Origin of the sequence: Flavobacterium sp. UW10123, assembly GCF_040538975.1 — a bacterium.
GTDB lineage: Bacteria > Bacteroidota > Bacteroidia > Flavobacteriales > Flavobacteriaceae > Flavobacterium.
Window position 1 is genome coordinate 227,608 of the sequence record NZ_JBEWQE010000005.1, and the last position, 22,853, is coordinate 250,460.

Consider the following 22,853-nt stretch of genomic DNA (forward strand, 5'->3'; position numbering starts at 1 on the left):
TAAAATTGGTTAAAACGGTCAATTTTACAATTTATCTTATACTAGTGTTGCTTAAAAAAGCGCTGTGAAAAGCTAAAATAACAATCGGTTGTTAAAAAAATAACCGTTTTTTATTCAACAAGCCTTATTTTCAAAAAAAAGCCCGATGCAATCGCATCGGGCTACAAAAAACACTTAAATATATATTTATTTCATTCCGTTTAATCCGTCTGCAAATCTTGCATAGGCCGGTTTACGGGTAAACTGTATATTCCATAAAGCTTGGTTTTCGCCAGGAAGCCAAGAAGAATCTTTACTACTGTCGGTAACTCCCCAAACCGTAATACCATATCTTTGTTTGGCTGGAATATATTTTGAATACATATCTATTACATACTTATACATTTCAGCTTGCTTTTGGAGCGCAACTTCATTTGCATCTCCAGTTCCTAGTGCTATATCCAACTCAGAGACTTTAATAAGTTTACCGGTAGTTGCTAATAATTGAAACATGGTTGCAATACTTTCTTTATTCGAATTAATGTTAATGTGCATCTGTGTTGCAATCCCGTCAACTTTTTGGCCTTTACTTTCAACATACTCTACGTATTTGATAAGTCCTCTACATTTATCTAGATTATACTCTAAATTGTAATCATTTATAAACAATTTATCTGTTGGGTTACCATACTTTCTTGCCAATCTAAATGCCTCTACCGCATAATCTTTACCTAGATAATCCTGCCAGAAAAATTCATCTGCAGCGAGAGTTTTTCCAATACCCGTTTTTAATTCGTAAGGGTTGCCATCATCCATTGGCTCATTTACTACATCCCAAGCTTTTACAGTAGGCGCGCATGTTTTTACCATTTCAGATATCCATTTCTCTAGACTTTGATTAATGATGTTTTTCTTCTCTTCTGGAGTTTTCTCAATGATTGTACTGCCTCCCGTTGGATTATATTTTTTTAATGTGATATTATCAAAATAGTAAGTAGTAGCTGTTTTTCCAAGATTAAAAGCGATTGCCCCGCAAGTTGCCTGCTCTGCCGACACGGTAATTTCCTTTGTATAGGTTGTCCAAGTTGGAGTTGAAGAAATTGTTCCGAAAAAATCCCAGTGTTTATATGCTCCAGGTGTTACGTGAGCTTGTGTAGAATATGAAGCATCTACATCAGAACGAACATCCATAGACAGCTGATATTTTTCACCTGCTTGAACGGCTGGAGAAAATTTTATAAATAGCTGCGCCTCCCAATCGTTTGCACGAACTGCCGCGTTGGTTAGTTTAAGCGCTCTACCCGATCCGTTTGGACCTCCGCCAACTGCAGTATATGCAGCAGTTACATTTGAATTCACCTGATAATTGGATGTATTGTCTGTTTCAAAATCATTCCCTGTTACAAGATCCCAGCTTGGACCTCCTGTTGATGGAATAATTACAGGAGCAATAAGACTCTTTAAGTAAGTCGCATTTTGATTTGAATGCCAGCATAAAGTATGTCCAAATACTGTAACTCCAGATTGTCGACTGGCTGCAAGAAGTTTATCTATTCCTGAAAAATCAAACGTCCCGTCATTTTTAACTACTGCTCCATGTTTCATTTCATATCCCATGGTAATTTCGTCAAAATTTCGATCTACAAGTCTTTTAACAATTCCACCTGAAACATATTCTGATATCGAAATTCCAGCGCCTAATTTAAAATCTGGATTTCGAGATCTATCGACATATGTTTTTAAATCTTTATAAGCATCTATTTTTTCCTGATTTGCAATTGATTCAGGTTTAGCATATTCAAAATCTAAAACACTATCATTTGCACAAGACCAGATTGCTGCTGTAGAGCAGAATAGCATCGCCATTTTATATAATTTATTCATATTGTTTAAATTTATACTTTTAATAATTTTCAATTATTTGGCAACTGGCGTAAATAATTCTGCAGTTACGCCTCTATCACGAAGTACTAATGTATCTTGGGTCGTTAAACTAAAATCTTGAAAATTTACTTTATAATCTAAATAAAGTGCATCACGATCCTTGCTCCCCCAGCTGTTTTTTTCTCCTTTTTTTACAAATTTACCTGTTCCAGTTGCTGTAAACTGAGTGTTATTGTTTCCAGAAATAGTACAACCATTATTATCATCGAATGTGAGCACCAGATTAAAATTAATATTGGCTCCCGAATTATCTTTAATAGTAACTGGAAAATCTATAGTCTTCATTGACAAGGTATTTATTCTGTTAACCTGATCTTTCTCAACATATTCGTTGTGACGTTTCACCACCTTGTTAAGCGCTGTGTTTCCGTTATTTCCAACAAAAGTATCCTTGCCTCTTCTTAAATAAAATCCGTCCCATGGGTTTACGTATTTAATAGCATAAAAAACAAAGTCTTTAGGAGCCACACTCCAATCGGAAGCTATAGGTCGTAATGGATTTGCAACGAGTGCCTTCCCTAATAATATAGAATCAGCATTTACAACTTTTGTCATTTGAAGCGGAATAACGTATGTCTTTTTTATCGCAAGAGGATCTGCAAAGAAAGCATCTGTCAACTGAACTTCTACTCCTCCAGAAATCTGGCCTTTCGGAATCACAATTTTATTACTCAAAAGTGTGTAGTAATTTGCAGGCATTGCAACAATCTGCTCGCCTCCGTTATTAAATAAAAGATTTAATGTTAAAGAATTGGCAACCGAAACATCAATTGTTACGTCTTTTCCATTCTCATAAACTCCGCCTAAGGTTCCCATAATTTTACATTTATGGGCGTTATCTAGTGAGGTATCAAATATATCTTCTCCTAAAGTTATAGTTCTAACAGGAAACTGATAGGCAAAATAAACTGCTGAATATTCGTAATCATCAAAATTTTGATCATCGTTAGTGCATGCCGTCAATAAGCCAAAAACAACCGCGACCATTAAAAGTATCTTGTTTTTCATTTTTCTATGCGTTTTAATAATAGACATTTTAGATAGAAATAATTCTACCATCCTTTGTTCTGAATCAGTGCGTTAAACTTAAGAACCTCAGAATATGGTATTGGCCCATAATTCATATGCTCTTGAAAAAGTCTATTTTCTACAGTAATTTTTTGATAAGCACCTCCTTGAATTTTCATTCCTTCTGCAGCACTTGTTAAAGTCAAATTCCATCTGCGTAGATCCCAAAATCTAAAGCCTTCAAAACATAATTCTAATCGGCGCTCGTTTCTAATCAAATTTCGCATCGCAGATTGATCCGATTTAATAGATTCTAAGTACAAATCAGGCTGGCTTATTCCTGCTCTTTGTCTTAATGCCTGAATCACTTCGTAAGACGAAAATCCTGCAGAACCAGTAGCCAGCGGTCCCCATGCTTCATTTGCTGCTTCAGCATAAATTAAATACAGCTCTGTGTATCTCATACGTGGCTTATAGTGTCTTTGATTATTTATTCCGTTTGGATTTAAATTAACATCCTGGCGCAATAATTTTTTCATATAATAGCCAGTTCGTGTTGATGTACCTACTTTGTTTAGTGCGTCATTTGTGCTTCCGTCACTTGCTGTAGTAATTACTGTATTGTTTACACCCGCCGTAGCCTGATTTACTAAAATAAATTTCTGCAAACGTGGGTCACGATTGGCATAGGGATTTGCGGGATTGTAATTACTGGCTGGATTTGTAATAGGATATCCATTGGCCATAGGGAAAGCATCGACTAAATTTTGCGTTGGATTAACACGTCCTTTTCCAAAAAGTGTTGGTGGAAAATTATCACTCTCTAAAGTATTGCTTTCTGCAATATCCGATCTCCAGATTACTTCTTTAGGATTTACTCCTCCTCCTAAACTGCTCAATTCAGCCGCATTATTATACCAGTTCAATCCGTTTGCATCTATACCAGCAATTCCACCATTAAGATTTAGCAAATCCCCTGCATATTTAGCAGCGTTTTCCCAAGTAGTCGTGCTTCCAGAACTGAAGGCTGGACTCGCAGCCAATAGAGCCGCCTGAGCTCTTACAACTTGTGCAATTCTAGAAGACATTCTTTGTCTAGCATATTGCCCAAAAACACGATTATAATCTGCTAAATTATCATACCCAGGAGGTAAAGCCGTAGCATCTTCAAAATCTAATGGAAGCAATTCTACTGCCTTTGCAACATCTGCATATAATTGTTTCATGCAATCCTCAAATGAACTGCGGGCAACATTAAAGTTTGAAGTTGAAGTCTGAGGCTCTAATAAAACTGGAACTCCCAATAACTCACCATTAGATGCAACACCTGCATGCGCCTGCAATAAATAATACATGTAAAGTGCACGCAAACCATAAGCCTCGCCTTTTAAACGATTTTTAAACAATACACTAACATTCTCATCCTTTGCCCATTTTACTTTATCTGCTTCAGCAAGAAATATGTTCAGATATTGTATAGCGCTTTTTGAATTTGTCCATTGGTCTAATGGATTAAAATTGGCAGTCCACTGTCCTGTTGCTATTTTAAGGTAATTGCTATTGATGTCGTTGGTAACAGCATCATCTGTAGCCACATCATTAAAAGACCAAGAATTTCCTGGTAATCGTGTATAAGCATTTAAAAGAATTCCTTGGGCATATTCTGCTTCAGCATACATATCTTTCAATCCCCTGTTATTTTCTATAGCAGGTTCAATCAAGTCATCACAACTGCAAAAAACAAACACAATTGATATAAAAGTTAATAGTTTTATTTTTTTCATATTAATTAAATTAAGTGTTTCTAAAATTTAAAATAATGCTTTAAGACCTAGATTGAAATATCTCGTTTGCGGAGCACTGCCAATATTCAATTCCATATATTCTCTCTCTTTTGCCACTGTCAAAAGATTTGCTCCTAGTGCATAAACACTTAGACCATTAAAAAAAGTCTGACTCAGTGCTTTTTTTGGAAAATCGTATGTAATCTGAACCTTAGAAAGATCAATTCTATTGGTGCTGTAAATCCAGAAATCAGATGAGCGGTAATTATTGTCGCTATTCAATGACGTTAATCGAGGAAATGTTGCCGTATCTTTTGTTTCTTCTGTCCAACTGTCGCGAACATTTACAGAATATTTATCTTCTCCATCTATCCAGTAGTAAGAGTTGTTTTTCATACCATAAGCACCAGTCTGGCCCGTAATGATTGTAAAAAATGTAAAATTATTCCACTTAGCAGTAAAGTTAACGCCAAAAGTAAACGGAGCTCCGTTCCACCCAGCTTTACCTAAATAAACCTCATCTTTCACATCGATTATACCATCGCCATTCTGATCTTTATATTTAATATCACCTGGTTTAACTTGTCCAAAAGTCTGCGAAGGTGAGTTTTGAATATCATTAGCGTCTCTAAAGAAGCCATCATTTTTAAGTCCCCACAAAGCATCCAAAGGTTTGCCTTGTCTGTTTTGATAAGAGTCTTCATAAAGCTCCGCACGTTTAGAAGCTTCTGTATTTAAATAAGTTCCTGTAAAGCCAAGCGCTAAATCTACAGTTCCAACTTTTTTGTTAAATCTCAAATCAAAATCAAAACCTGTACGTTTATCATCATTATAATTGATGTAAGGAATAAATGAAGTGTTTGGCCAGCTTGTAGTGTAATAATTAGGATATAAACTTGCTGCTTGAATAATGTTTCCTTCAAATTTATTAATGAAAAAGTTACTGTTCAATGTTATTAATTTCTCGAAGAATGAACCTTCCATACTAAAGCTTATCTCTTTTCTTTTTGCGAAAGTAAGATTTAAGTTTTCCCCTCTTCTTGAGTCTGTACTTCTGTTAAGCGCACCATCTCTCCAGCTAAACCAAGCCCCGTCTGTCTGAGTATAGATACTCTGATATAAATAATAATTGTTTACGTCTAGATCTGTATTTAGAACACCTCCTGAAGCTGTCAATTTAAGATAATCGATCGTGCTTATGTTTTTCATAAACTCTTCTTCTGATAATTTCCATCCGACAGACATGGTTGGAGAAAATGCCCCACGGTTTCCTTCTGCAAATTTTGCTGAGTGAACATATGCTCCATTGAATTCTGCAAAATATTTTTGGTTAAAATTATAAGCTAAGTTCAATCCTAAATTAGCATTACTGGTTTTATGATAAACTTCAGATCTTGATTGCTGAAATCCTGAAGCTGTAAGCATAGCCGATACATTATTTTGCTCTTTTATTTTTTTCACATAATTAAATTGTCCTGAAAAAGCCACTGTTTGATCAAAAGCACTATTTCTAATATTCTGCACTCCAGATTTAGCATCTTTTCCATATTTTGTTAAAGAGCCTATCTGATCAAATCCTGCGTAAGTATTCCAATTTGCTTCATAAGTAGCATACAAATTATTGTAAGATTGATTATAAGAGGTAGCATAGTCTACAGCAAAATCAGTATGAAACGAAAGACCATCTAATAAATCTCCTAACTTCACATCAACACCTGTATTAAATTGGAACTGACGGCTTGTAAACGTATTATATCCACCAGCATAAATCGCTGCAAAAGGATTAGTTGGATTAAGCTGTGTACCGCCCAAAAGATATTGATTGTCTATTATATAATTACTGCTATTAGCAAGAGCCAATGTTGCCTTATCACCTGGTTCAATCATACTAATCGGCAACAAAGGACTGAACAGATGCGGTCTTAAAGTTGCTGCATTTTGCCAATAATCAGTATTAACTCCTCTTGTGTTTGAATAAATGGCATTAGCGCCAATAGTCGCAGAAATTCTATCATTAATACTGAGATCTACATTACCTCTAATATTAAATCTATTCATGTTATTTTTTGCGGCTTCACCGAAGTCTTGCAAAGGATCCTGTTGAGATAGAAAATTAACATTTGTAAAATATCTAGCTACTTTATTACCACCAGTAATTTCAACATTGGCATCATAGTTAAAATAAAACTTCTTTATGTATTCGGGTGCATAATAATTAACATTCGGATATCGGTATGGATTTTTCCCTGAAGCAAAATTATATATTGTTTCGTCTGAATATAAAGGGTCTAAACCATCATTAACCCTCGCTTGATTATAATACTGCATGTATTCTGCAGATCCAAGATATTTAGGAAGACTCTTCGGAATAAACACACCATTATCAAGTCTTGATGTAATTTGCTGTTTTTGAATTTTACCTTTTTTGGTTGTGATATAAAGCACCCCTTTAGCAGCTCGGCTTCCATAAAGTGCTACAGCAGATGCTCCCTTCAAAAAAGTAATCTGATCTATTTCGGTAGTAAGTACTGAATTTGCAGGTCTTGGAAAGCCATCTACCAATATCAAATCGCCTCCCATACCCCATATACTTCCATTAAATCCTCCAACAAGAGCCTGAACTCCGTCAAGACTATAAGTTGTATAATTTTTATCTATTATTTGAGGAACATTTATATAAGAAACACCTCCCATAAGATTTTGAGCATCTTCTTTTTTGAAGGCAATCTGTACTTGGTCTGCTGTTATGCGGCTAAGACTTAAATCATCTATTCCTTCAGAAGCTTTAACTGAAAGTGATTGATATCCTAGTGCCTGCACTAACAAATCTGCATCTGGTGTTACCGTAATCGAGTAACTTCCTGTAGCATCTGTTGTTATTGAAACATTATCTGCATTGCTTATTAAAGTTGCATTTTCAATAGGTTTGCCTTCTGCTCCAGTTATAATCCCTGTTAAATTTATTTTTTGATTATTTTGTGCAAGGATTTTAGCAGGTAACAAAGTTAATACTGCAAAACATAGCACTATTTTAAGCTGTATAAATTTCATTATTCTATATATTTTTTAGTTTATTAAAATAGTCTATGAACTACCATCCTGGATTTTGTGAAAACTCCATATACATATTTACGTCTGCATTTTTTAATGGCAGCCAATAATGTTTTTCAGAAAATTTTCTTTCTAATATTACCACCTCACGAATGTTAAGCACTTTATTCTGGCTCGGATTATTTACATCTAATGGACCAGCTCTATCAAATTCGATTGATTTCTTCAAAGTATATGGACTGTCAATTAAAAGCATCCAACGGCGCAAATCATTAAAACGATGTCCTTCAAAGCTTAATTCAACCGCACGTTCACGTCTTACCTCTCCAATAAATGCATCTAAACCACCTGTAAATACAGCTGCAACGTGTCCAACGCCGGCTCTGTCACGAATCACATTTATTGCATCAACAGCTGTTTTTGAAAATAGCGGATCTTTTCCTGCAGCACCCCCGTAACCTACAGCAGCAGCTTCTGCATACATGATATAGATATCTGACAAACGCATCCATGGAAGGTGGATATTAAGATTGTTTCCGTACCCAAAACCATCATCAAATTTATTGGCTGTTCTTGGAATGAATTTATACAACAGGTATCCTGTTCTGCTACCTGAACTTATATTTCTATAGCTTCCATCAGTATAAAGATTGGCATATCTGTTTTGTTCTTCGTTTGCAGGCATTGATCCTGTAACACATTTTACACCATCAAATACAATATCATTATAAAAACGAGGATCTCTTCCTTTCCAAGGATATTGGGGATCATATCCCGAATCTGGATCAGCTTTCGTAATATCTTTAATTGGCATTCCATTTGCCATTCCGTAATTGTCAACATAATTTGCTGTTGGCAAAAACTTCACATCCCCATCACATATTTGAGGAGCTGGCTGATATTGTTTTGAAGTTCCCCAGTTAGATCCGTTTGCTCCATAGTAAGGTCCTCTAAAAATGGCTTCTGTTGATCCAGGCATTCTCCAGTTACCTCCTGTTGTATAAAAATTATCACTGTATTTGTTAAATGGAACCAATTTATACTGAGATGCACCGCTTTCTGTTATAGTCAGAAGTTCAGCAAAAGCTTTCGCCGCTTTTTTACAATATTCAGCATCATACCCTGTATTACCCGTAGACACCTTATTCATTAACGGACTTCCTGCCCATAGATAATTTTTCCCTAAATATCCTAAAGCCATTATTTTATTAATACGCAGATCATTTTTTCCTAAAGTTCTTTTTCCAACATTAGTATCATCCCAATTCACTGGCAGTAAATCGGCAGCCTCTCTAAAATCGCTTCCTGCTTTATCGGCACATTCTTGATACGTAAGTCTTGGCAATTTTAATGGCTGATCACTCGGAAGCACTTGATCAATATATGGAAGTCCTCCAAAATACTGCATGAATTGAAAATGAAACCAGCCTCTAAAAAATAAAAGCTGCCCTTTTATCATTTTCTTTTCTTCCTCAGTATATTCAGTCATTTTATCAATGTTGGCCAGTCCTATATTAGTTTTACGTATTCCTGCCCAGCCTAATGTCCACAAATCTTTAGCAAAACGGTCGCTATTTGTGCTTACATTTCTTCTATTCATCCAGCCAGCTTGCCATCCATCAAAATCAGTCTGCCATCCCCAAAAATCTCCTTTATCTATTTTGCATACAAAATGAAAATCACGAGCCGTCGACTGAATTTCATCTTCTCCCCAATTCCATGAATTAGTCCAATAGGCATTTGTAAAATCAGGAACGCAGTGGTATAATTCTTCCGTAAAGCCTTGAAAATTTTCAAAATTTTTGAATGCTTCTTCTGAAGAAATATCAGAATCAGATGATTTTTCAAGATAATCCTCGCATGATCCCGAAATTAAAAGCACACTTAAAACAATGCTGTACTTTACTATAGTGTTTATATATTTTTTCATAATTCTCAGTTTAAAACATAATATTGGCTCCCAGATTAAATCGCTTTACAGTTGGATAAGCTCCTTGTGATGCCCATCCTGTTCCTGCAAAATTTGATTCTCTATCATCTGGCATTTTTGACCATAGATATAAGTTGTTTCCGTTGATATATACTCGTATGCTTTGAAGTCCTGCAGATTTTACCCATTTTGATTTTCCGTCAAATGTATAGGCAATCTCAGCATTCTTTAAACGCAGGTATGAGGCATCATACATATATCTGCTTCCATTATTAAAACCGCTTGCTGTAGATAGCCAGCGAGGCATTGGAGAATCGGCATTTGTATTATCTGATGACCAGTAGGATCCTTGGTCATAAACCACGTGATTCTGCTCAGATAAACTGGTTAAAACTACTTGTCTGGTAACATTGCTTACTCCATAAAACTGAACAAATGCACTGAAACCTTTCCAGTTTACTCCAAAAGTTGTGTTGTATGTGTTTTGAGGTGTTCCTGAATATCCAAAAGGGATATTATCTTTAGCATCTATAACACCATCTGCGTTAAAGTCTAGGATATTATAATTGCCCGGCAATTTTTGACCGTCATTTGTGCTATGAATAGTACTTGCATATAATTCATCCCATGTATTATAATAGCCATTGCTTACATATGAATAACTCTGTCCGATTGCTTTTCCTTCACCTTTTTGGTAATCTGGCAGTAATTCAGGATTATCAGCACTTATGATTTTATTTTTAGCATGTGTCATACTGGTATTCAGCCAAAGGTTTAAGCCACTTCCAAATGTATAGTTAAATTTAAGCTCCAACTCGAAACCTCTGTTTTGAACTTGCCCAAGGTTGGCAACAGGAGCAACTGCACCATAATAAGAAGGGATTGCTCTTCTAAAGCCATCTAGCAAGATATCTCTTCTGTCTTCACGATAAACATCAAAAGTTCCCGAAACGAGTCCTTTGAAAAAACCAAAGTCAACTCCAATATCACTCTTTTTAGCTACTTCCCAGTGAACATCAGGATTACCTACAGAAGCTTCCTTGTACCAAGTATACGGACTCTGTTCTGCAGCTTCGCCTGTAACTCCCATCAGTGCATTACCTCCATAGCCCCACTGCGACATATAAAGCCATCTTCCGTTAACGTTATCATCTCCAATTTCTCCATAGGTGGCACGTATTTTTAGTAAATCAAGAAATGATGCTGTTCCTTTCATGAAATTTTCTTTGGTAACAATCCAGCTTACCCCTCCAGAAGAGAAAAATGCAAAACGGTTTTCTTTATCAAATTTTTCCGATCCATTATAGGCTCCGTTATATTCTATAAAATATTTGTCTGCGTAGTTATAAGTGGTACGGAAAACCCAATCTTCTCTGAAATGCGGAATTTCACTCCCTGTCGCTGTCTGATATCTGTTAAAAAGCCCCAAAGCACCTATATCATGTTTCTGTGCAATTTTTGTATGATAATTTAATTGCAACTGATAAAAAAGGTTACGCACAGAAGCACCATTGTCTACACTTCCTGCACTAGGCGACCACTTAACACCTTCCTGAAAATCAAATCTGTTATTAAAGTCAAAACTGTTTTTGTAAAGCACTAATCCTGTATTTGGATCTATCCATTTCTGCTGAACATCATTATATAAATCGTTTACCCCTCTATTGTTTTCTACAAAAGTGTTATCAAGCGCAATCATTCCTTTAAAACTTAGTCCTTTAAGCACTTTATCTAAATTTTGTTCTAACGTAAAGTCGGTATTTAGCTTTGTATTGGTTACATACTGCACCCCACTTATGGCTAAATTCAAGACAGAGTTGGATGCCTTACCTTGATTTGGAGCGTAATATCCCCAAGAACCGTCTTCATAATAAGGCAGGAACACATCTGGAGCTGTTGAATAAGCCGCATCCCACATTGGATACTCACTTCCTGAAGCTCCCCACGGACTCTTCTTAACCCCATGAGAACCAGCAAGACCAACTTTAAAAACAGTACTTGGCGTAATTTGAAAATCTAAGTTACTTCTAACATTTAAGCGGTTATAACCATATCCAGCATCATATCCTCTATTATTGTTATACTTTTTAAAAAGATCCCCTTCGCTGACAAAATCGGCACTGGCAAAATACTTAACATATTTGGTTCCTCCACTTACGTTTAAACTTGCATTATAAGACATTGCATAATCTTTAAATAACGTTTTCTGCCAGTCAACATTTGGATAACGTTCAGCCTCAGCAGTATTAGCAGGAAATCTGTATTTATCAATTATAGCTTGGGGCAGATAATCGTTCCAGCTTGAAGGGCTTAAAGCCAATTCGTATTCAATAGCCCTGTTTTTAACCATAAGTGCATCATAAGCATCTAGTTTAGCAGGAAGTTCTGAAGGCACTTTTACGGTAGTATTTACTGTAGCTCTAATTAACGCAGCACCAGAACGGCCTCGTTTGGTGGTTATAAGAATTACGCCATTAGCACCTCTTACTCCGTAAACTGCAGTGGCAGAAGCGTCTTTTAAAACCGAAACAGATTCTACAGAAGTAATTTCGACACTATTCATTGATCTTTCTACCCCATCTACTAAAATAAGTGGCTGTGCATTGTTCCAAGTACTTGCACCACGAATGAAAAGCTGCGGATCTTCTTCTCCTGGCATTCCCGTACTTGCAGAAGTAATTAATCCTGGAACATTACCAGTCAAGGCGGCACCAATGCTGTTCACTCCTCCAGCACGTTCCAGCGTTTTACCAGAAACTTGAGCAATTGAAGCTACCAAACTTGCTTTTTTCTGTTTTCCATATCCCACAATAATTACTTCTCCCAAATCGGTCTGATCTTGACTCATTTCTGCATTAATTTCAGACTTACCTTCTACGGCTATCTCCAATGGTTTAAACCCTACACTTGTGAAAACCAAAACTGATTTTGATGATGGAACTTTTATTACATACTTACCATCTATATCAGTAACAGCGATTGCATTCGGCACGTTTTTTACGGCAACATTTACTCCTGGAATTCCCAAATGATCATTGGCAGAAGTTACACGTCCTGTTATTATAATTTCTTGATTAGTCTGGAATACTGCTTTTTCAAAAGGTTCCGCCTTCTCAGCAGCCTGCAATGCACCTGTAAACAAAAACTGAAACAAAACTCCCAAAGGCAGATACTTCAAGCCATTAAAAATTTCATGTAATTTTATTCTCATATTAATTAAGATGTTTGAACTAATTATTATTATTTATTTTCTACTAATTGATAAGCAGTTTAAAACCAGAAAATAATATCTACTGAAAAATAAAACTGCTTATAATTATCATTCCCTTCATGTTGAATTGTGAGCTATCATTTTTTACTAAAAAAATTCGTTACTAAAAATTTTAAAGATTTCCGTAAGTCTATTGGTGATTTGCAGCGTATTACAGTCTTTTAATGTTTAAAAGAATGTGAATTTTATGTTAACAAAAATATATAAAAAAATGAATCACACAACCGATTGTTTAAAATTATATTGATTATTATTTAAAAAAATACTTAAAATAAAATGCAATAAACATTTTTAAAGCAAAATATTAAATATAATTTATTTTAGAACGAGTTTCCATTAAAAACAATATCGGTTCTTCAACTAATTCTTAAAATCATTAACAATTGTATATTTCACACTTAATAATTAAAATAGTGAAGTGCTGTAAGTATATTATCACAATACTATCATAATATCAGTGCATTACTTCTGAAGTCCAGAACCCAACATCTAATAAAAGTCAATTTAGCATAAAAAAAACAACCGATTGTAATTATTTTATAGGTTTAAAAAGCGAGATATTATTTATAAAGAAAAGCCAGCTTAAAAGATAAGCTGGCTTTTATGAGAATGAATCAATAAAATGTATTAATTTGTGATTACTATCCCTCCATTTTTAGGTATTTGTATTTCTACTTCTTTGTTTTTGCTTATCATCAATGTACTCACTTTTCCGTTTAACTGATCATTGTCTGCAAAGCAATTTACCGCTGAGCCAGGATTAAGCATTTCTAACTTTACCTTTATTTTCAACTTCTTATTTTCACCATTAATTCCAGCGATATACCACTTTGCCCCTTTTCTTCTTGCTAAAACTACATATTTGCCTGGATATCCTTCCAAAAAGCGAACTTCATCCCATATGGTTGGCACTTCTTTCATAAATTTAATAGCCCAATCTGGAGCATCGTTTAAATTATTTGGTGCTAAGGCAAAATGCTGTACGCCGCTTTGAAAAAGCACCGAAACCGCTAAAGCAAATACATCAGAAGTCATTCTTTTTGAACCTTTATTTGCAATGTTATCACTATTATAGAATTTATTTAAAGCGCTTCCTCCAAAATCCATACTACCTACCACATTTCTAATAAAAGTATGTGTTGCTGCGTTTACAGCCTCATTATCACAGCTTTGCTGTCCAAAATGCAAGTTTTCACTTGCCAAAACGGCTTCACTTGATGCATAGTTTGGATACATACGTTCCCAACCACGGGGTAAAGTACAACCATGAAAAACAGCCATTATTCCAAATTCATTGGCATCTGTTAAAATATCTTCATACAATTTCATGGTAACCTGTTTGTCACCTCCAAAAAAGTCAACTTTAATGCCTTTAATTCCGATGCTTTTCATCCATGCCATTTCTTTTCGTCTGATGGCCGCATTATCCATCAATCCTCTCGGGCCTTGCGGAGCATCATTCCAATACCCATTTGAATTGTACCATAAGTAAAGTCCCACGCCTTTCTGTGCACCGTATGCTGCTAATTCTGCTATTTTATCACGGCCTATTTGAGTATCCCAAAGCGCATCAACTAGAATGGTTTCATATCCCATTGAAGAGCTAAAATCGATATATTGTTTTTGCACAGGAAACGTAGTGTTATTATCCATTTTGATAATCCAGCTCCAAGTTCCTTTTGTGTATTGATATTCTTTAGATGGCTCATACTTTGGCTTAACCAGATCAAACGGAATCGTGGTTTCCACTATCGGAGCAAGTGTTTCTCCAATTGTAATGGTGCGCCATGGCGTTTCTCCCGGAAGCGGAATTCCAGGCGAAGTTGTTCCGTTTCCGTTATTTTCACCTGGCATAGGAAATCCAATGGAATATAATCCGTTCTCATGCCCAATCAATCTGCTGGCGCAGTAGCCGCTGTCTACGCCTGTTTCAGAAATTAAGATCCATCCACTATTATTTACTTTAAATAGACATGGAAATGTATATCCATTTCCCCAGCCGTTTTTTCCAACAGCATCATCTAGCGTATATGAAGTCTCGTAACTTGGAGCTGTTTTCGCAAATCCTGTCATTGGATTACTTTGCGGACATAGAAATGTTGTAGTTCCTTTTGGCATCAAAAATCCCGAAACTTCTTCCTGAACCACGCAAGAAAGTGTTTCTTTCTGCGGATATACTTTATATTTAAATGCTAAATCATTATTGCTTACTCTAAAGATTATATCAACAGCTGATTTTCCATCTTTTGTGAACGAAAAAACAGCTTCGTTTGCCATATAATGCACGCTGCTTTTCTTGATGTTTCGCAGCTGATAAGATTCATCAATTTTATTCTGGACAGTATTTGCTTCCAAAGTTAATCCAGAACTAAAATCTCCCGCCGTTGTTTTTAAGCCTAATGGAGATTTTTCTATAAACGTTTTTTCATTGAACATTACACTATACTGAGGCATTCCGTTGTTTTCAGAAATGGATACGGCAAGTTTTCCGTCCGGACTTTTTACTACTGATTGGGCGTTTAGTTTAACAAAACTAACTAAACACAATAATATTATTTTTTTAAGATTCATAACCTTTTAAGATTTATCTTTTTGTTAATGATTGAACTCTTTTTACTGCAAGAAATAATTATGTAATTATTTAGAAAACATCCAATAATCAAAATACATAATCTTTTCAGTGGCATTTCCTTTATATATAAAATAAAGATCGTGCACTCCTGAAACTTTTTTGACATCTGTTGTAACCAACGCCCATCTGTCATTTCCTCCAGTCATAGGAACTTTTACTGTTCCTATCAATTCTCCATCTAAACCATCAAGTCTAATTTCCATTGATACATTTCCATTGTGCGTAGTACCTACACGAGCCGTAAATTTTGAAGCGCCCGATTCACGAAAATCAACATCTTTTACTTTAGTAAAAGCATTGTTTTTCATAGCTGTAATAAAAACGCCTACTTCTTTATTCTGCATTGATTTTACATCCCTAGACCAAGCTATCGTTTCTGCTTCTGACTTAGCGTACGGATTCAGAGTAGCGATTCCTTTTTTAATTCCTTCTGTCATATTCATTTCTTTAACTTTTCCATCAGAATTAAAAAACAATTCTTCAACAGCGACAGATCTTGTAAAACCGCTACCTCCCGGTAAAGCTCCATTATGATAAAAGAAATAGGTTTTTCCTTTAAAATCTACCACGCCAGGATGATTTGTAAAACTCTCTCCCTGTGTAGGCATTACAACTCCTTGGTATTTCCAAGGTCCAAGCGGACTTTTGCTTGTAGAATAACCTATATGTTCAGAAATAGGTCCTGCAGCAAAAAACAGATAATACAATTTGTTTCTTTTATAAAGCCATGGTCCTTCTTCATAAGTGGTAGGTCTACGCAGGTCTTCTTTTCCGGTACGCTTTCCAAATGATTCAATTGTGTTTGGAAATATTTTTACCTCATCGTTATAAGAAATCATATCTTCATTTAATTTCACATAATGGCAAACTGGATTTCCCCATAATAAATAAGCCTCTCCATCATCGTCTATAAAAACGGTCGGATCAATATCGGCGTCGCTATTTTGTACCAAAGGTTTTCCTAACGGGTCTATAAATGGTCCATACGGACTGTCTGATACTGCTACGCCAATACCATTTCGTCCTTGATTATCTGTTATTGGGGCATACAAATAAAATTTGCCTTTTCTTTCTATGCATTGAATTGCCCACGCATTCATTTTAGCCCAGCTAAAATCTTTATACGATAATATCGCCCCATGATCTGTCCAGTTTACCATATCATCTGTAGTGTACAATTTCCAATCATTCATGGTAAACCAAGTAGAATTGTCTTCATCATGCGAAGTATACAAATACAATTTATTATTGTAAACCATTGGAGCTGGATCTGCTGTATAGCTAGTCTGTATAATAGGGTTTTGAGCAAAACCAAATAAAGGAATAATTAATGCTGCTAAAAATCTTTTTTTTATGAAATACATTATCTGATTTGTTAATTAATTTAGGTTAAAAACATTTACTTATTTAATACTAATGAAGCTGCAAAACCTCCCAGATTTAACATTTTGACATCTAGCGTACTTGTTTTATCTACGAGCAAATGCTTCGTAAAAAAAGCCTTATCATGATTTCCATCGGCAATTAAAGTCAGCTTGAAAGTTTGCCCTGCTGGTAGAAAATCAAATTTTAAATTCTGAATCCTTTCTTTTCTTCCAGAATTAATACCCCCAATAAACCAGTCTGTTCCTTTTTTTCTAGCGATAACTGTATATTTTCCTGGATATCCGTCAAGCAGGATTGTATCATCCCAAGAAGTGGGAACATGTTTTAAAAATGTTTTGGCAGCATTTGGCAATTCGTAATAACCTTCAGGTCTATCTGCCATATGCTGTATTCCCGATTCAAAAACTACGCTTAATGCCAATTCATGACCATAAGAAGTAATATGAGGAAATTGCGAATTTGTAAAAGTTACAGGAGTATAGTCCATTGATCCTACTACATTACGTGTAAAAGCTAGCGTATTATTATGTTCTGCTGCCGTTGCGGTTAATTCGGGCCCATTGTTATACCATTCGGCTCCGCGAACAGCTTCGTAAGTCATAAGATGCGGATAAGTTCTCTGCCATCCACGCGGCACCAAACATCCGTGAAAATAGACCATGATTTTATACTTGACCGCGTCTTCTAAAATGTCTAGATAATACTTTATGATTTCTTGTTTTTCACTTAGAAAAAAATCAACTTTTATCCCGTAAACTCCAAGTTTATTTAGCTTTTCAAATTCTTTAACTCGATTTTCGTGAGTCAGCATACGGTCAACAGGTGTCGAGGTGATCCATTTAAACTTACCTGAATTGTACCACATTAAAGGTTTAATCCCTACTGAATGAATATATTTTATTGCATCTTCTAAATTGCCTCCATTTTCCATCTGATCCCATTCCCAATCCAAAAGTGTGTAAGGCCAATTCATGGCAGCCGCTAAATCGGTAAATTGGGTTACGGTTTTATAATCTTTTGTTCCGTGGTTATTCGACCAATAATTCCATGATGCAACACCTGGCTGAATCCAATCTGTGTTATTTAAAACAGAGGGTTTCGATACATCGTCAACCAAAGTAGATTTGACAATATCTCCAAGTTCTCCCACAATTACAACCCTCCAAGGTGATTTCCAAGGTAATGTTATTTTGGCAAAAGGTTCTCCTACGCCCTCTTCTGTTCCAGGAAGGGTAACTTTATACTGGTCTTTATTTTGAGTATTTGTCAATTTTGAGGCTGCGTAATTTCTGTCTAAATCAGCTTCATGAATCAGATACCAGCAAGGGCTGTTTTTTGCCTTAAATAATGCTGGATAACACCAGTCTTGTTGCACATCTCCGCTGTTCATGCTATTGTAAAGTCCTTCATTAGACAAATCAAACTTCTCCAGCCATCTTTCTGCACCTTCAGGAATCGAATAGGCTGTTAACTCATCTGAAATGGTATAAGTTCCTTCTTTTTCTGGAAATTCATAACGAAATGTTACTCCATCATTATACACTCTTACTATTACATTTAAAAGTGATTTTGATTCATTTTCAAAATATAAAACCACTTCATTTGCTGTATTAGAACGCTCCGATTTCTTGCCATGCAATGCTTTGTACCTTTCTTTAATAAGCACTGGCTTGCCTATATTTTTCAGTTTTAAGTCTTTTGAAAAGGTCTGGTCGTTTCGTACAATTCCCAAATCTATTTTTGGAATTATTTCGTCATGTTTATCTTTATTAGCATAATTAACCTGTAAATACCAATTTCCAGAATTAGTATTCTGACTGTCAAATAATGCAATCGTTATTTTTTGATTGGGAGAAGTCAAAACTGTTTTTTGTCCATACGAAAAAACAATAGTAAACAGAACCAAAACAAAACTTAATGTAGATTTCATATTGATATTTTTAAAAAGTTCTACAAGGATTATTTCGTTTCTGAAATCTTTTCATCAATACGGAAATAATCAAAATCAACAAAACCTCCAGCAGTTTTAGTAGCGTAATTAAACAGTCCGAATCGGTAGCCCATAAAATGCGGAATTGTATATGGCATCTTAATAGGTTTTCCTATACTGATCCATTTTTTTCCATCTAAACTGTAATAAAATTGTCCTTTATCTGCTTGGTTTCTAAAATCGCATTCAGCTTTAAAATATATTTTGTCCTGATTTAATGAAACACTTTCTACTTCTTTTGGGTTTCCTTTTTCAGCATCTATCATCACAATTCTTTTTGCTCCGTTATCCACTTTTATTCCAACCAATCCAAAATCTTTTTGCAGCAACGAAAGACCAGCAAAATCTCCTTCTTTCATATTTGAAAGCTCAAGCATAGTAATTGCCGAACATACTGGACCAAAAGTTCTCTGTGTCAAAATATTTTTAACCTGAGTAAAACTGCTGTCTATTCTAGATGTTTTTAATCTTAAATATCCCTTTCTTTCTTTTACCGACCAATTTGCATTATCTGGGTTATGATTCCACTGCCAAACCAAAGGCAGATCACTTTCTTCACTTTTACGATTAAATTCATCTGAGTTTACAATTCCGAGAATAAGGCTTTTATTGGCCGGAAGATTCAGTTTTTGAGGCACTTTACCATTTTCTCCTAAAATTGGCCAGCCGTTTTCCCATTTTACAGGAACCAGATACGGAATACGGCCAACGCCACCCGCATCTCTAAATAAATACGAGAACCATCTCCCGTCTGGAGTATCAATAAGTCCGCCTTGTGCAACGCCTTGATCCTGGAACCCTATTTTTCCTTCCCAAGGGCCTGTAATGTTATCGGCTTTATGTATAATTACAGTACGCATACCATTTTTTGGCCAGCAGATATTAAACAAATAATATTTTCCGTTAATTTTAAAAAGCTGTGATCCTTCTGCAGGCAGCATAATATCGCTCTTCGCTGGAGCATTGGCATTTTCTATTAAAACTTTCTTAGTCTCTTCTTTAACTTCTGACAAGTCTTCTTTTAATTCTACAATTTGAATCTTTCCTCCACCCCAAATAAGGTACGTTTTTCCATTATCATCAAAGAAAAGAGAATGGTCATGATATGAATTGTTCAAAACAGTTCTCTTCCACGGTCCCTTCTCAATATTTTTTGTAGAAAAAATATAAGTTTTGCCCGTTGTTCCCGAAAAAGTGCTAACATAATACACACCATTGTGATAACGCAGACTGCTTGCCCATGAACCTCTGCCGTAGTCATTTTTGCCATGATCTAAATTCAGTCGTTCATCATGATCTTCTAAGGTTTGATAAGCATAATTAATGAGATGCCAATTCACTAAATCCTTAGATTTCATAATCGGTACCCCAGGATTCATGTGCATTGTGGTACTGCTCATGTAGTAAGTGTCATTTACCCTGATTATTGATAAATCAGGAACATCTGCAAAAATAATGGGATTCTTCGCCTGACTTTTTTGTGCCTGACTTGTCACAACGATTAATATAATCGCCAAAACAGTATATATAAAATCTTTTGTTTTCATCTTAGTTTCTATTTTTGATATTTCTAAAGAAAATTTTATGCTTTAATTTGTTACAATTCTAAGCTGAGAAAATTTCGGACTGATTTTTCCTTCTTTTGCTAGAATTTTAATGTTCATAATTTCCTTGTTATCTATTTTTATTTTGATTGTTTTTTTATCGGATGAAGTTATTACAATCGGTTTTTCATTAATTAAAATGGTAATACTGTCCAAGTTGAAGTCATCTAAAACACTGATTTGCAAAAACTGCCCACTGCCTTTTTTGTTTAGCATTTGATACGAAATATAAGAGCGGGTATTTCTCCAAAACTTTCCGTCCCCGTAACCAGAATTGCTTTTTTCACCTTTATACAAATGGTCCACTTCTGGCTGTTGTTCGCCGCAATTTATCTTATCTATTGTTTTAGCCTCCAGCGCCATAGCTTCTATTTCCTGCTGTTTCAACAACTCTTGTTTTTCCTTATATTCTTCTTTGGAATACGTTTGAAAATACATTTGATAACGAGCATCGTGCACTTCAAAAAAAGGTTCTAATTCTAAAGAATCTAAACTATATCTTAAGTCCCCTGTTTGTTTAAGTTTTGAAATATAATCTCCTTTATCTCCAACCAATGCGTAAGCTTTATCAAGTGGTATAAATTTTCCTTTTGTTGCATGTCCCATTCGGCTGTCATCTGCAAACAAGCCATCTAATCCTTCTGTCGAAGTCTTGGCTGCCAGTACAATTGGTCCTTTGACAAATGCACTCCAATTAGAACCATCAGGAAGATTTTCTAAATGTATCGAGGTTTTAAATCGAACTGTTATTTTATCTTCCGATTTCCATTTTCTTGAAATTGATACATATTCAGATGGTTTGGATTCGATCTTTTGTTCTTTTCCATTTAGGAGAATTTCAAAATTTTCAGCCCATTTTGGATAACGGATGTTCAAAGCAAAGCTTTTTGATTTTTTAAGTTTTAAAACTAATTCTGTCTCATTTTCATAAGGAAATTTTGTGGTTTGTTCTACCTCTATTTCCTTTTCTTTCCATTTTACAATTGAAGGAATAAAAAGGTTTACAAAAAGATCATTTTGTGTATGACTGTAAATTAATTCTCCGTATTTGGTGTGATTTTCAAGTCCTGTTCCTACACAACACCACATACTAGTTTGAGGCTGAGAATAAACGCGATAATGATTTGGACGAATAGGCGTAAAATATACAAAACCGCCTTTTTCTGGATGCTGGCTGGAAAGAATATGATTGTACAATGTTCGTTCGTAAAAATCAAGATAATGCACATCGTTTTTATCCAGAAACAGAGCTTTGGCAAGGCGTTCCATGTTGTACGAATTGCAGGTTTCCGGTCCTTCATTTGATTTTACCATTCCACTGAAATCATTAACTGGATTGAAATGTTCCGCAACGCTGTTTCCTCCAAATGCCACTGTGCGTTTTTTGGTTACATTATCCCAAAAATATTGTACGCCATCTGACCATTCTTTATTATCAGAAAGAACTGCGATTTTCTCAAAGCCAACCACTTTTGGTATTTGAGTATTAGCGTGAAGTCCTGTGAGTTTATCTTCTTTTTGCAATAGTGGATTTAAGAAAGCTTTATGCGATAATTTTTCGGCCGTTTCAAGGTACTTTTTGTTTTTGGTAATGATATACAAATCGGCAAAAGATTCGTTTATACCTCCATGTTCTGTAGCTAAAACTTTCTGAATCTGCTCATCAGAAAGCGGACGGATTAATTCTATAAACCAATCTCCTAAGTTTATCACTATATCTTTCGCTTGCTGGCTTCCAGTATATTGATAGGCATCAATCAAACCTGCAAAAAGTTTGTGAATGTTATAAATAGGAACCCAAGTATTGTTGAGTCCAAAACTGCTTCCGTCAATATCTTCCTTATGGATTCGATCCCAAAAAACTTTCCCTTGCGGAATACCGCCAACATAACCATTACCGTTTTTATCCTGACAGCGTGCCAATTCAGAGAGCATATAGTCTAACCTCTCTTTTAGCGATGCATTTCCTGTAGATGCATACATTAAGGACAAAGCGGAAAGATAATGTCCGCCAATATGTCCATCCAAACCTATACTTTCCCAATTACCGTAACGATCTGCTTTTGGCGGAAGCCCAGATTCTAATAAATAGGGCGCTAGAAGTTTGTCAGGATCTAATGCTAAAATATACTTTAAATCTACATCTTGAGCATTTTTAAATGGTCCATCTTTTAATCTTACTTCGCTTAATTCAAATAACTTCATTTGAGCCGATACATTGGCTCCCATCAATAAGGCGAATAGGCAAAACAAAATTCTATTTTTCATTATAAA

11 protein-coding genes are annotated in these 22,853 nt (G+C 35.4%); all 11 read right to left on the bottom strand.

The window, feature by feature from the left end:
- Positions 1-186: 186 nt before the first annotated feature.
- A complete protein-coding gene (locus ABXT06_RS07995; protein ID WP_354590275.1) occupies positions 187-1,863 on the bottom strand; it encodes an endo-1,4-beta-xylanase in 1,677 nt (558 codons plus the stop codon).
- A gap of 33 nt (positions 1,864-1,896) precedes the next feature.
- Complete coding sequence (locus ABXT06_RS08000; protein ID WP_354590276.1) at positions 1,897-2,931, bottom strand: DUF5627 domain-containing protein; 1,035 nt, start codon at positions 2,929-2,931, stop codon at positions 1,897-1,899.
- Between the two features lie 44 nt (positions 2,932-2,975).
- Positions 2,976-4,715, bottom strand: a complete 1,740-nt coding sequence (locus ABXT06_RS08005) for a RagB/SusD family nutrient uptake outer membrane protein (protein WP_354590277.1) — start codon at positions 4,713-4,715, stop codon at positions 2,976-2,978.
- A 27-nt stretch (positions 4,716-4,742) separates the two neighbouring features.
- On the bottom strand, positions 4,743-7,766 hold the full coding sequence (locus ABXT06_RS08010; RefSeq protein WP_354590278.1) for a SusC/RagA family TonB-linked outer membrane protein: 3,024 nt from the start codon (positions 7,764-7,766) through the stop codon (positions 4,743-4,745).
- A gap of 40 nt (positions 7,767-7,806) precedes the next feature.
- On the bottom strand, positions 7,807-9,696 hold the full coding sequence (locus ABXT06_RS08015; RefSeq protein ID WP_354590279.1) for a RagB/SusD family nutrient uptake outer membrane protein: 1,890 nt from the start codon (positions 9,694-9,696) through the stop codon (positions 7,807-7,809).
- A 10-nt stretch (positions 9,697-9,706) separates the two neighbouring features.
- Positions 9,707-12,907: a SusC/RagA family TonB-linked outer membrane protein gene (locus tag ABXT06_RS08020; protein WP_354590280.1), complete on the bottom strand. Its 3,201-nt coding sequence runs from the start codon at positions 12,905-12,907 to the stop codon at positions 9,707-9,709.
- A gap of 687 nt (positions 12,908-13,594) precedes the next feature.
- The gene (locus tag ABXT06_RS08025; protein ID WP_354590281.1) at positions 13,595-15,538 is read right to left on the bottom strand and encodes a glycoside hydrolase family 97 protein; all 1,944 of its coding nucleotides are present in this window, start codon (positions 15,536-15,538) and stop codon (positions 13,595-13,597) included.
- A gap of 66 nt (positions 15,539-15,604) precedes the next feature.
- On the bottom strand, positions 15,605-16,963 hold the full coding sequence (locus ABXT06_RS08030) for a glycoside hydrolase family 43 protein (RefSeq protein WP_354590282.1): 1,359 nt from the start codon (positions 16,961-16,963) through the stop codon (positions 15,605-15,607).
- Between the two features lie 35 nt (positions 16,964-16,998).
- Complete coding sequence (locus ABXT06_RS08035; RefSeq protein ID WP_354590283.1) at positions 16,999-18,915, bottom strand: glycoside hydrolase family 97 protein; 1,917 nt, start codon at positions 18,913-18,915, stop codon at positions 16,999-17,001.
- Between the two features lie 29 nt (positions 18,916-18,944).
- Positions 18,945-20,522, bottom strand: coding sequence for a glycoside hydrolase family 43 protein (locus ABXT06_RS08040; RefSeq protein ID WP_354590284.1), 1,578 nt, complete (start codon positions 20,520-20,522; stop codon positions 18,945-18,947).
- Positions 20,523-20,564: 42 nt separating this feature from the next.
- Positions 20,565-22,847: a glycoside hydrolase family 127 protein gene (locus ABXT06_RS08045; RefSeq protein ID WP_354590285.1), complete on the bottom strand. Its 2,283-nt coding sequence runs from the start codon at positions 22,845-22,847 to the stop codon at positions 20,565-20,567.
- Positions 22,848-22,853: the final 6 nt, after the last annotated feature.